The sequence below is a fragment of the Pantoea sp. JKS000250 genome (assembly GCF_003201065.1).
GTDB lineage: Bacteria > Pseudomonadota > Gammaproteobacteria > Enterobacterales > Enterobacteriaceae > Pantoea > Pantoea vagans.
Genome location: NZ_QICZ01000001.1, coordinates 653,237 through 665,550 on the forward strand (window position 1 = coordinate 653,237; position 12,314 = coordinate 665,550).

Here is a 12,314-nt window from a genome sequence, read left to right on the forward strand (position 1 = left end):
CATCTGAAATTTTTATTGGATAGCCTGAAAAGTTAACAGCTGCCGAAAGGAATCAGGGCTGCCATGCCTTTGCCCACAGACGCAGGGTCTCACCGGTCAGCATCCAGTTACGTCGAATCTCAGCCTGCAATTCCATCCCCATTTTTGCGCTGGCATCCGGGTCAGCCAGATGCATCCGGATAGCCTCGCGCCAGTCAATGAACCGGTTATTAACACGGGTAACCGTCAGATTATCGTCCCGATAACAGGCAACGTTACTGCAGATAACCGGCACCCCGCAGGCACCGTATTCAAGTAATCTCAGATTACTTTTACAGGCGTTAAAGATATTGTCTTCCACCGGTGCCAGCGCCAGATCGAGATTGAGCGACGCGAGCGCGGCAGGATAAAGCGTGAGATCAACGCCACTGTGTATTTCGTGCACGTAGGGACGGAGTTTATCCGGACACATACCCATAAAGACCCATTCAACATCCTCTGAAAATTCACGAACGATATCGAAGATCATCTCAAGATCGCCACGATGGCTGACTCCACCAGCCCAGCCCACGCGCGGTTTTTTACCCTGCTGACGCAGGGATTCAAGTTTTCCCCAGGCATTCAGAGGAAGCCGGTTTTTGACCACAACAATGTCAGGATGCATATCACGCATTGCGTCAGCCAGTGGCGCAGTGGAGACGACAAAGCGATCAAAATAGCTGAGACTTTTGCGGATTAATTTTGCTGTCTCCTGCTTATACGCACGACGGCCGTGATGCTTCATAGGCAAATTAATAATGTAATCGTCCAACTCAAACACTTTGAAAACGTTATGAAGCTTGTCAATCCGCTCCATCCAGTTATGGAAGGCGGGTGAATAACGGCGCTGAATGATCAGACTATCGGGTCTGAACTGCCCCATCTCACTTAACGTCAGAAGTGTCATGCCGCTTTTTCCCTGAGCAACACCTTCCGCTATCATCGCCTCGAGCGGTTGAGTAATACGGTAATGTCCGCAACCGTAAATATCGGCATTATGCGCAAGGAAAGTGGGCAGATTTTCTGCTCTGACCGGCAGCCAGTTAATATCGTCATTTCGTAGTTCGAAGTGACGACTTCGCATTGAAAGGTTTGGGTTATACGCAGGATCACTGGCCACAACCGGCATCCACTCAGTATAAATTTTGTCTTCTTCCAGCTGCTTTAATTTACTGGACGCCTGCACGGTTTCATCCGGGAACGGGCTGGTGCGCGCGGCGGGACGATGCAGACGGGCATAGGGTGTCCAGACCGTAAGATAACCTTGTTCGCGTGCCTTCAGGCACAGATCAACATCAGCATATAAGCGCTTGTCCTGATCAAATCCACCCAGTTCGTAGAATACCGATTTGCGCATCAGCACCAGATCACCCGACACGGCACTGTAGTTCTGATCGACATTCATGCGTCCCAGATAATTGGGGGCGTTGTCGTCATTCCCCCTGAAGACTTCACCCACTGCACCGTTTACACCCAGGACGTAACCCGCATGCCTGATTTTATTGTCAGACGAGAGATGCTTTCCTCCAACGGCAAAGACTTCGGGCCGCTGACCATGATTGAGAAGATTGTCGACCCATTCACCGTCAGTGACCGCCATTTCACAATGCATGAAAAGCAGATAATCACCTGTGGCCTGTTCAGCGGCGAGATTCGCCATCAAACTGTGGCTGAATGCGCCGTTAAAGCTTGCCGTTTTTATACGGGCAGGATCAATCTTGGCGATATCTGACAACCATTTGTCCCGCTCAGGCGTACCCTGATTATCAGAGATGATAATCATCTCGTACTGGTGCCAGGTGGTTTTTTCAAGCACGGTCGTGACGCAACTAATCAGCGAGGCGAGATCCCAGTTAGCCAGAATGATGATTGAGACAACCGGCTTATCGGGATGGTTGTATCGTAAACGGTAATTGAAGAATTTATCTAATGCCGCCCGTCCATCCGGGTAGCCGCGGTTATGCAAATGTCGCTCAATGATCGCCACATCTTCAAGGATATCTCTGCTTTTCAGATGACCTGTTAACAACGGCTCAGCGAGGTGACCGATACACTCAAACCCCTGAGATTCAATCAGCTTAACAATGAGATCAAACTCTGCTGAAGCAGGATAATTGGCATCTAGTCCTTCCGCCGCTAACAGCAGCTCTCGCCGGAATAACCAGTGTTGCGCCATCGTTTTGGGCGAACTAAGCAGTAAATCAAGATTAAAATCGGGCCTGAAAGCGGCACCGAGTGGTGCATTATCGATATAAAAAAATTCATCCGCATACAATGCTAAATAATGGTTTTGAACGAGCAGCATTTTGCTCAATGCGACCATACCGGAGGCGTGTAGAACAGTGGTTGCCTCAAGAAACATGACCCAATGCTCTTCACGTTCATGGATGATTTGATTGATGACACTGATTCGGCTCTGCTCTGTTGCGGCATAGCATTCGGTGTCCGTGTCAGGCGTTACGTCGAGGGCAACGATAACCGGTTCAAACCGGATGCCCACTGTCGCTGTCTGGCCGATCGTTTTTAAAAGTGTATCCAGACCGGTGACGGTCTCTTCTGTAACCGTAATCACGACCAGCACGCTGACGGGATGCGTGTGCATCGCGGCAAGCTCCACCAACATATTATGCTGCAATGGATTCAGGGTGCGTGAAGCTCTCCACGTCGCAAGCGTGTCTAAGGTAAAGTTCGTCTGCTGCTCTTCAGAAAGATTTTTAAGGCCAAACAGATCAGGTCGATCCCGAGAAGCAACGCGCGCCAGATATGGCGCATGGTCGACATCATTAAACCAGCTTTCGTTACGGATCTTTTCATATAACGCCTCTCGCCCTTCTCTGAAAATATCGTTACTTTCACGCTGATGAGGCTGAAATTCCACATCTGAAGCACGAATGCTACACAACGGCGTGGCAAACCAGAGAAGGTGGCTGTGCCTCAATAAATGGTGAAAAATAACCAGCGCCGGGACCGCCTGCAATGCCGGCTCTACGGTGGTGAGTAGTGAGTCATCGATAAGGCTGCTGGTGAGATCTTCGCGGTAAAACAGCGCGGCGGTCATTTCTCCCGGAAGACTGTACGCTTTCAGTGTCTGATTACGCAGCAAATCCTGGCCGTTAAAAATGCTGTTTACACTGTACAAAGCCGCTGTTGAGATAAGCTCGGGCAGCACTTCACCCTGTGGGCCTACCCGCTCCCGACTGGAGACCGCCACACGACACTCAGGATGTGCAATCAGGCCTGAGATTAATGTGGAGACGCAGACAGGTTTCAGGAGATCGGCATCTGACAGGAATTTAATATATTTTCCGCGCGCTGCGCTGACGGCAGCCTGATAAACCGGTACCGTCCCGTCATCGATGTTTAAATAGCGGAGAAGATGGCCGTATCGGGCAAGATAACCCTGTAGCTTCTTTTGAATAAAAGGCGCGTTACTGTAATCAGCCACAATGATTTCAATATGCGGATAATCCTGGCTGAGCGCGCTATCGAGTGCGTTTGTAAACCAGGCTGACGCGCCTGCGGTAATGATGATGCTGACAAGATCATGTTGATGCATTTTACTCTCTCTCACTGACTCCTCTGAGTCATGACCGACTGAGAGCAGCGCACATTTTGCTTTAGCATAATCTTTGTGCCTGGGTTCAATCGGAGAAGTAAAACAGCAAAGAGGGCCTAATCTGCCAGAACGGCAACGCAGGACTATTTTTCAGGCATAAAAAAACCCCGCCGAGGCGGGGTTTTCACGTTGATTCCGTGGGAATCGATTAGCCCTGCAGCAGAGACAGAACCTGCTGTGGAACCTGGTTAGCTTTCGCCAACACTGAGTTACCAGCCTGCTGTACGATCTGCGCTTTAGACATGTTTGAAACTTCAGTTGCGTAGTCAGCATCCTGGATACGAGACTGTGCAGCTGACAGGTTAGTCGTGGTGTTGCTCAGGTTAGTCACGGCTGAGTTCAGACGGTTCTGAATCGCACCCAGTGAAGAACGGAACTTATCCACGCTTGCAATCGCTTCATCCAGCTTAGCCAGTGGGTTAGCTGATGCCCCTGAGGTCAGGCTGGACAGACTCATGTTAGTCGTGTCCAGTTTGAACGCTGCAGTGCCAGTAGTGGTTGTGGTATCAGCTGACTGCGGGTCAACAGCAACAAAGAAAGTTTTAGCATTTGCAGCGCCGCTGGCGATATCAAAGCCGTTTGCTTTCAGGTTGTTAGTTTCCGCATCGCTGCCTGAAGTCACGGTGACTTTAGCAAACATTTTGCCGTTGTCATCTTTGTAGACAGTACCGGAGTCTACAGCAACACCAGAGGCAGCTACACCCAGACGGGTAGACAGCTCATCAGCAGTTGATTCTGCAACAGTTGCGCCAGTTACGTTGGTAGTAGAACCGTAAGCCGCTTTGAATTCTGTTGCGCCAGCTGCAGTTGGGGTGCCAGCAGGACCGTTCACGTTGAAGCTATCCAGACCCAGGGTCTTAGAGTCGATTTTTTTCAGGTCGATAGTGATGGTTTCGCCATCGTTAGCGCCAACCTGGATGTTCATTTTGCCGTCTTTAGCCAGCACGTTCACGCCGTTGAACTGAGTCTGACCCGATACGCGGTCAATTTCGTCCAGACGTGATTTGATTTCGTCCTGGATTGAAGATTTGTCAGAATCTGAGTTAGTACCGCTTGAAGCCTGTACAGTCAACTCACGGATACGCTGTAAGTTGTTGTTGATTTCTGACAGCGCGCCTTCAGTAGTCTGCGCAGCAGAGATACCGTCATTGGCGTTACGAGCAGCCTGAGTCAGGCCCTTGATGTTAGAGGTGAAACGGTTGGCAATCGCCTGACCAGCAGCGTCATCTTTCGCGCTGTTGATACGTAAACCAGAAGACAGACGCTCCATTGAAGTAGACAGAGCTGACTGGTTCTTGTTGATGTTGTTCTGAGTGATCAGCGAGAGGCTGTTGGTATTAATGACTTGGGCCATGATAAATTTTCCTGTTAATCAAGTCTTTCGGTTAAGGTGTGGGCTTCAACCCGCCGGCTTCAGCGCCGTCAAAGTTGTTATCGTCTGCCGTTTAACAACCTTTAGAATTTTTTTAGTACCAGGCGAATTTTTCTGCTTCAGCCTGTCACGTTTTAAGTTATCGCCACCCCGCCGAACTTCTTTAGACCTGATTCATTAATTTTCTAGTCGCTGAATTACCCTTCTCTATAGTACTTATTTACCTCATTACCCTAAGGCAAATAACGTTAAACTTTCCTTATTCAAGGCCGATAACCCAGGTAACAATTTCCCTGTCGACCTTATAAAGGAATTAACATGGCTAGTATTTCTAACCTTGGTGTGGGTTCCGGCCTGCCACTCAGTACCATGCTTGACAGCCTGACCACCGCTGAAAAAGCGTCACTGACACCGATTTCAAAACAACAGTCAGCTTATACGGCTAAGCTCAGTGCCTATGCCACCCTGAAAAGTTCACTGACGACCTTTCAGACCGCGAACACTACGCTGAACAGTGCGGACCTGTTTACCGCTACAACTGCCAGCAGTAGTTCTACAGCGTTCAGTGCCACCACTTCTGGCAGCAGCACCGTGGCCGGAAAATATGCAATTAATGTGACGCAGCTGGCCCAGGCGCAGGTCCTGACCTCGGCAGTGCAAAGCAGCAACACTGCCGCACTGGGCGACAGTTCGGTGGCCAGCCGTAGCATCGCGATTACCTTAAAAGATGGCACCAGCAAAAGCGTGACGCTCTCGGCCGATCAGACCTCACTGACCGGTATGCGTGACGCTATTAATGGTGCGAATGCCGGTATTACCGCCAGCATCATTAAAGTTTCCGATGGCAGCTTTCGTCTCTCTATGAGTGCCAACAAAACCGGCAGTGACAATGCGGTAGCAACGATTGCCGTCACCGGCGACGACACGCTGCAGGGAATTGTCGGCTTTGACGCATCCGCCAGCAGCAATGTGATGACTGAAAGCGTTAAAGCACAGAATGCTCAGCTGACGGTAAACAACGTTGCGATTGAGAACAGCAGCAACCAGATCAGTGATGCGCTCGAAGGAATTACTTTAAATCTGACTGCACAGACGGTTGGCAGTCAGACGCTGACCATTACCAAGGACACGTCTAAAGCCTCAAGCGCCGTCAGTGCCTGGGTGGATGCCTACAACACCTTGCTGGATCAGTTCAATACCCTCACTAAATTCACCAAAGTCGATACCAATAGTGACGAACAGGACTCCAGTAATGGTGCCCTGCTGGGTGACAGCACGTTACGCACTATTGAGACTCAGCTGAAAAGCATGCTTACCAACGCGCAAAGCTCATCTTCTTATAAATCACTGGGTCAGATTGGTGTAACCACCGATCCCACTACCGGTTCATTAAAACTGGATTCGACCAAGCTGAGCGCCGCCCTGGATAAAGATGCGGCGGGCGTGAAAGAGATGATCGTGGGTGACGGTAAAACCGGCATTACCGCCAAAATCGACAGCAAACTGACTGACTGGCTGGCAACGAAAGGGATTATTCAGGCGGCTACCGATGGTGTCAGCAAGACGCTGAATAATTTGACCACCCTTTACAACACCACCAGCGATCGCATTGATGCGGATATCGCACGCTACAAAACACAGTTTACCCAGCTGGATCTGGCCATCAGTCAACTTAACTCGACCAGTACGTATCTGACACAACAGTTTGATACCTCAAGTTCTTCAAGTAAATCATAGGAGTGACCATGTACAGCGCTACAGGCACCAAAGCCTATGCAAAAATTGGCGTAGAAAGCGCCGTGATGAGCGCCAGCCAGCAGCAGCTGGTCGTGATGCTGTTCGACGGCGCACTGAGCGCGTTAATTCGCGCCCGTCTGTTTATGCAGGATGGCAATATCGAAGGCAAAGGCAGCTCCATCTCCAAAGCCATCAATATTATCGAAGCGGGTCTGAAAGAGGGCCTGGCTGAAAACCGTGGTGATGAGCTGGCAGACAATCTGCTGGATCTTTACAACTACATGACGCGTCGCCTGTTGCAGGCCAACCTGCACAATGATGTTGCCGCGGTCGAGGAGGTCGAAGGCCTGCTGCGCAACATCGCAGACGCGTGGAAAGAAGTGGTTCAACCTAACCTGATTCAGGACGCCGTTTAATGACTACTGCACCGCATCTGATTGCCGTTTACCAACAGTTACTCGATCTCAGCCAGGGAATGCTGCGTCATGCAGTAAAAGGCGAATGGGATGAATTGATCAGCCGGGAGATGGAGTATGTCAGTGCGGTGCAGAACTTAGCCCAGTCGACAGAGGCGGTATCGCCCTCGTCGCAGACGCAGGAGCAGTTACGTCCGGTACTGCGCCGTATCCTCGACAACGAAAGCGAAGTGAAACGCCTGCTACAGGCGCGGATGGATGAGCTGGCCTCACTGGTCGGTCAGAACAGTCGCCAGAAATCAGTGATGTCCGCTTATGCCAGTCAGGGCGGCATTGTAATGGTGCCGCGCGAAACCCTCTCCTGATCCCCTGCTCTGCTACGCCGCCAGATTTATTTTTCTGCGCGGCGTCTCTTTTCTGCCGCTTACTCCATACTTGATTTTCATCATCCCCCAGGAGTGTGGTACATGCAAAACCCAACGTTATTACAGTTTTTCCATTGGTATTACCCGGATGGCAGCAAACTGTGGCCGGAAGTTGCCGCTCGCGCGGCCTGGCTCAGCGAAATTGGTATCACCATGGCGTGGCTGCCACCGAGCTACAAAGGGGATTCGGGGGGCTATTCTGTCGGTTACGACAGCTACGATCTGTTCGATCTCGGGGAATTTGATCAGAAAGGCGGCGTTGCCACTAAATATGGCGACAAAACGCAGTTACTGGCGGCGACAGAAGCTCTGCGCAGCCACAACGTTGGGGTGCTGCTGGATGTGGTGCTGAACCACAAAATGGGCGCTGACGAGAAAGAGGCGATCAGCGTAAACCGCGTCAACCCGGACAACCGTGATGAAATCTATGACGAGGTCGTTGAATGTGAAGCCTGGACAAAATTCACCTTTCCGGCACGAAAAGGTGAATATTCGAAATTTGTCTGGGACCACAAATGCTTTAGCGGCGTAGATCACATCGAAAACCCGGACGAAAACGGCGTCTTCAAAATCATCAACGATTATACCACCGAAGGCTGGAACGATCAGGTCGATAACGAGCTGGGCAACTTCGACTACCTGATGGGTGCCAACATCGATTTCCGCAACAATGCGGTCAGGGAAGAGCTGAAATACTGGGCGCGCTGGGTGATGGAACAGGTGCCCTGCACCGGCTTCCGTCTGGATGCGGTAAAACATATACCGGCCTGGTTCTATAAAGAGTGGATCGATCATATTCAGGAAGTCGCCGAAGAACCGATGTTTATCGTCGCGGAGTACTGGTCGTTTGAAACCGAGAAGCTGCAGGAGTATGTGCATCAGGTGGAAGGCAAAACCATGCTGTTTGATGCGCCACTGCACATGAACTTCCATCAGGCCTCTACCGCAGGCAGCGCCTACGATATGAGCCAGATTTTTGCTAACTCGCTGGTGGTGGCGGATCCGTGGCATGCCGTGACGATCGTGGCCAACCATGACACCCAGCCGCTGCAGTCGCTGGAAGCGCCGGTAGAGGCCTGGTTCAAACCGCTGGCCTATGCGCTGATCCTGCTGCGTGAGCAGGGCGTGCCGACCATTTTCTATCCTGACCTGTTCGGGGCGACTTACGAAGATGAGGGCGGCGACGGCGAGACGCACAAAATTGAGATGCCGGTCATTCCTGAACTCGAAGGATTAATCCGGGCGCGTCAGCAGTATGGCTGGGGCGTACAGACCGACTATTTTGATCATCCCAACTGCGTGGCGTTCAGCCGCAGCGGTACCGAAACGCAGCCTGGCTGTGTGGTGATCATGTCGAACGGCGATGCGGGCGAGAAAAGTGTGCCGATGGGCGAAGGCTTTGCCGGTAAGGTCTGGCGCGATCATCTGGGCAACCGTGAAGAGACCATTATCGCAGACGAGCACGGTACCGCAGTCTTTGTCTGTAACGGTGGCAGCGTCAGCGTCTGGGTAGTAGCAGAATAATTGACTGAGTAAACGTAAAACCGCCCCGGCAGACGCATGCGCTGCCGGGGCGGTTTTTTTATGGGCGGCGGTTACGACTGCGCGTTATGTTCAGTAATCGGCGTGCGCAGCAGCTGCGGTTCAATATTCTGAATCACTGCGGCTTTCGGCTGTTTAGCCACTTCTTCCAGGGCCTGCTGACACTCTATTGTCGGACGCGCCACCTTGCGCAGGGTCAGCCCGTCATAGTTCAGTTCGCTGTTATCGACGACCAGCGGCATCACGCGAATCCTGCGCGTCACGTTGACATAGTCACCGTTCAGACGGGTCAGTTTGCCTGGCTTCGCAATCACACGCATCCACTGACGGCAATCCAGCGTGCTGCCATCCGCATTGATAATCAGACTGGCCATGGCCTGTCCGCTGATCAGGCTGCTCTGCGGGCCGACGGTTTGCCAGTTCCCCTGCAAATCAGCCGGTGCCGGCGTCTGTACCGCATTTTCATAATCGTTGATTTGCGCACAGCCACTCAGTGCAAGCGCGGCAATCAGCATCCACTTTTTCATGTTTAATCCCTAAGATCGCGTCAATGGCGGCTACGTTATAATTTTTCCACCGCGTAGCGCAAGGTATCTGGCTGTTCAGACACCCGCGAGCGACTGTTTACAGCAGAATTTACCCTTGAGCCAGGAGACCGATCAGCTTTTTGATCGGCAGCTGGCAGTGGGAATGGGCTCTGGCACGCCTGACAAGCGGAAGACAACCCGATACACTGACGCGCTGCATCAGACTTTCAGGAATATAAATATGAAAACGCCAGAAGCCTACTATGCCCAGGCACGTGAAATGTTTTTTACCGCGCATCCCGACTTTCAGTCTGCACTGGATGAGTTGACGGAGAGTGATGCCCGTGCCGCTAATCTGTCGCTGCGACAACTTCGTGAATGGCATGCCGAACGCATCTATGCAGCCTTTTTGCGGCAGAAAAATCTGGATGGGATGATTTTTTCTATTCAGCTCGCTGAGCCGGATAAAGCGGTAGCGGCTGAGGCTATCGAGACCTATCTTAAATCTCATGCTGAGTCGCTGGGGATGAGCTGGGAAGAGTTCTGCATCAAAAACGAGCTGTAATTTTCAATGCACAGGACAGGTGTAAATTACACCTTTCAGCCTGCCGTACAGCATCGGATGAAGCAGTAGAGTACAACGCGATACTTTCACGTCATGCCGCAGGTGATGATTGCCCTTACAGGCAGAGCATCTTCACTGCCTCCGGAGAGGTTGCCGGGCTTTCCTCTCCGGAGGCGTATTGATAAATGGCCCTACTCTCGCTCTTCCGTGGCTTTGCCTTTCACTTCTACATAGCTTGCAACCGCAAGCAGACGATTGATGTGCGTCAGCAGCAGATCAACATCCGACTGCAGAAACTCGGTCGACGATTGCGAAGCGGTAATAATGGCATCCTGCACCGTTTCTGTAATGGTCAGCGAGTTGTCCTGTTTCGCCTGTACCAGTAGCGCTGCAACCAGCAGGGACTGCGCTTCAAGCTGCGCCGTCAACTCTTTTGCGTCGACGTCCATCTTTGCCAGCTTTAGCAGAATATCAATGACCAGTTGTCGCATCGCGGACCTCCTGAAAAGTAAGCCGACATTATGTCGCGATGCGTGCGCATTTTGCTAGTCGAAGATTGAGGTTTGAGCGAGATAAAAATTTACGCAAAATCAGGCGCACTGCCTTGCTACTGTTTTTATTTACAGTATTATATATCAGCGATTTTGCCCTGAATGGATTGCCATCATGTTTGTTGAATTGATTTATGACAAGCGCAACGTTGCCGGTTTACCGGGTGCTCGCGAGATGATTCGTGAGGAGCTGGAAAAGCGGGTACATCGGGTGTTTCCTGACATCGAAGTTAAGGTCAAGCCGATGGAACGTAACGCGATTGATACTGATTTGAGTAAGAACGACAAGGCGACAGTTGCGCGTATTGTTGAAGAGATGTTCGACGAAGCGGAAATGTGGCTGGTGGCCGACTAATCCTTTAGCGGCCACCGCATCAGTCAGCGGGAGATGAATTAGCTCTCCTGCTCACTGTGATTAATTTCAATCTCGATGTCCTGAATGGCGGCATCCAGATCTTCCAGCAGTTTCCCCTGCTTATTCAATAACGCATCGATACGATCGGCGTTCGTCTTGTCTTTATACTCACCCGCATCAAACGCTAACCAATGGCTGGACAGGTTTTCGGTGTTGGTCTGCGCATAGTGGCGCATCTCTTTCAGCTGCGAAGTCACATCGCGCAGATAGTCATTTTTGGTTTTGGTTTCTGTTGAATCGCTCATGCTAAATTTCCTTCTGGTCAGTTATCAAAAGTGTTTAGGCTTAGCGGTTCATCAACCGGCCAATCAGCGGACGTCAGTTCAGATACAAAATGTCGTCCGGAGATTTAAAACTAGTCGATAATAGCGAAGCCGCACTAAGAATAATCGGAAGTTACGGTTTCTCCATGGATTTCGCGGATGGCATCTCCTTCTCAATCACGACTTCTTTCACTTTTGTGATCGTTTTGTCGGCGACGCGCTCCGGTATCACATCAAGCTTATGCTGTAATGCTGCAACCTGACTGGTCAGCAAATCCACCCGGTCATCACGCCGTGCCGCGATAACCCGATAATCTGCCCGAATCTCCTCAACCCGCTTATTTGCCGTGTTACTGACGTAAAGAAAAATAATCGTCATCAGGATGCAAATCATCGAACAGCTCAGCAGAATGCAGCCGAGGATAACTTTGCGCTGGTATGACATAGGTGCCTTAAGCCTGTTAATCGTTGACATCGCTGCGATCCTCCAGAGTTGAGATCAGCCGATCAATCTCATTACGAAATTTATCGTTCTGATCGGTTTCGGTCATTGCCAGTAAAATACCTACGGCATTCTTGATTAACCGCAGATCTGTTTCGAGTGTCGCAATACGTCGCAGATTTCTGTCATGACGTTCACGTAACTCATCGTTCTCCTCCCGTATCAACAGGTTGCTCTCTTTCAGCAATACCACCTGCTCTTTGTAGCTGGTAATAATTTCGCCGCCGGCTCGATTACTGGTTACGATTGACGCAATACCCGCCAATAACGGTTTCCAGAACAGTGCAGCCGCCCCCCCACCCAGAACTAATGCACCCATACTGGTAATCAGACTACTTTCCATGCCACACCCCTTTGTCCGGTAA

The 12,314-nt window shown here is 51.0% G+C and carries 13 protein-coding genes; 6 read left to right on the forward strand and 7 right to left on the reverse strand.

Annotated features, from left to right (window positions below):
- Positions 1-52 precede the first annotated feature (52 nt).
- Together BY447_RS03360 and BY447_RS03365 are read right to left on the reverse strand one after the other, a co-directional pair.
- Positions 53-3,574: a glycosyltransferase gene (locus BY447_RS03360; RefSeq protein WP_110330517.1), complete on the reverse strand. Its 3,522-nt coding sequence runs from the start codon at positions 3,572-3,574 to the stop codon at positions 53-55.
- Between the two features lie 208 nt (positions 3,575-3,782).
- Positions 3,783-4,988: a FliC/FljB family flagellin gene (locus BY447_RS03365; protein WP_110330518.1), complete on the reverse strand. Its 1,206-nt coding sequence runs from the start codon at positions 4,986-4,988 to the stop codon at positions 3,783-3,785.
- A 336-nt stretch (positions 4,989-5,324) separates the two neighbouring features.
- Between BY447_RS03365 and fliD the strand changes: the two genes are divergently transcribed.
- The 4 genes from fliD (at position 5,325) to amyA (ending at position 9,108) form a co-directional block, all read left to right on the forward strand.
- Complete coding sequence (gene fliD, locus BY447_RS03370; protein ID WP_110330519.1) at positions 5,325-6,743, forward strand: flagellar filament capping protein FliD; 1,419 nt, start codon at positions 5,325-5,327, stop codon at positions 6,741-6,743.
- A gap of 8 nt (positions 6,744-6,751) precedes the next feature.
- Positions 6,752-7,159, forward strand: coding sequence for a flagellar export chaperone FliS (gene fliS, locus BY447_RS03375; RefSeq protein WP_110330520.1), 408 nt, complete (start codon positions 6,752-6,754; stop codon positions 7,157-7,159).
- On the forward strand, positions 7,159-7,524 hold the full coding sequence (gene fliT, locus BY447_RS03380) for a flagella biosynthesis regulatory protein FliT (protein WP_033783364.1): 366 nt from the start codon (positions 7,159-7,161) through the stop codon (positions 7,522-7,524). Before fliS ends, fliT begins: the two co-directional genes overlap by 1 nt.
- 102 nt (positions 7,525-7,626) lie before the next feature.
- A complete protein-coding gene (gene amyA / locus BY447_RS03385; protein ID WP_110330521.1) occupies positions 7,627-9,108 on the forward strand; it encodes an alpha-amylase in 1,482 nt (493 codons plus the stop codon).
- 71 nt (positions 9,109-9,179) lie between these two features.
- Here the strand turns inward: amyA and yedD are convergent, their stop codons facing one another.
- Positions 9,180-9,653 carry a lipoprotein YedD gene (yedD, locus tag BY447_RS03390; protein ID WP_110330522.1) on the reverse strand — a complete coding sequence of 158 codons (474 nt, stop codon included), beginning with the start codon at positions 9,651-9,653 and terminating at the stop codon, positions 9,180-9,182.
- A gap of 241 nt (positions 9,654-9,894) precedes the next feature.
- Between yedD and BY447_RS03395 the strand changes: the two genes are divergently transcribed.
- On the forward strand, positions 9,895-10,218 hold the full coding sequence (locus BY447_RS03395) for a DUF6388 family protein (protein WP_008926858.1): 324 nt from the start codon (positions 9,895-9,897) through the stop codon (positions 10,216-10,218).
- Positions 10,219-10,409: 191 nt separating this feature from the next.
- Here the strand turns inward: BY447_RS03395 and iraP are convergent, their stop codons facing one another.
- Complete coding sequence (iraP, locus tag BY447_RS03400) at positions 10,410-10,709, reverse strand: anti-adapter protein IraP (protein WP_013358264.1); 300 nt, start codon at positions 10,707-10,709, stop codon at positions 10,410-10,412.
- Between the two features lie 175 nt (positions 10,710-10,884).
- On the opposite strand from iraP, the gene BY447_RS03405 reads away from it, so the two are divergent.
- Complete coding sequence (locus BY447_RS03405; RefSeq protein ID WP_003854508.1) at positions 10,885-11,124, forward strand: DinI-like family protein; 240 nt, start codon at positions 10,885-10,887, stop codon at positions 11,122-11,124.
- A 38-nt stretch (positions 11,125-11,162) separates the two neighbouring features.
- On the opposite strand, the gene BY447_RS03410 is transcribed toward BY447_RS03405, so the two are convergent.
- The 3 genes from BY447_RS03410 to BY447_RS03420 form a co-directional block, all read right to left on the reverse strand.
- Positions 11,163-11,429, reverse strand: coding sequence for a hypothetical protein (locus BY447_RS03410; protein WP_110330523.1), 267 nt, complete (start codon positions 11,427-11,429; stop codon positions 11,163-11,165).
- A 151-nt stretch (positions 11,430-11,580) separates the two neighbouring features.
- Positions 11,581-11,922, reverse strand: a complete 342-nt coding sequence (locus tag BY447_RS03415; protein ID WP_033783370.1) for a DUF3618 domain-containing protein — start codon at positions 11,920-11,922, stop codon at positions 11,581-11,583.
- Entirely contained in the window at positions 11,909-12,292 is a 384-nt protein-coding gene (locus tag BY447_RS03420; protein ID WP_033783371.1) for a hypothetical protein, read from the reverse strand. The genes BY447_RS03415 and BY447_RS03420 overlap by 14 nt, the downstream gene beginning before the upstream one ends.
- Positions 12,293-12,314 lie beyond the last annotated feature (22 nt).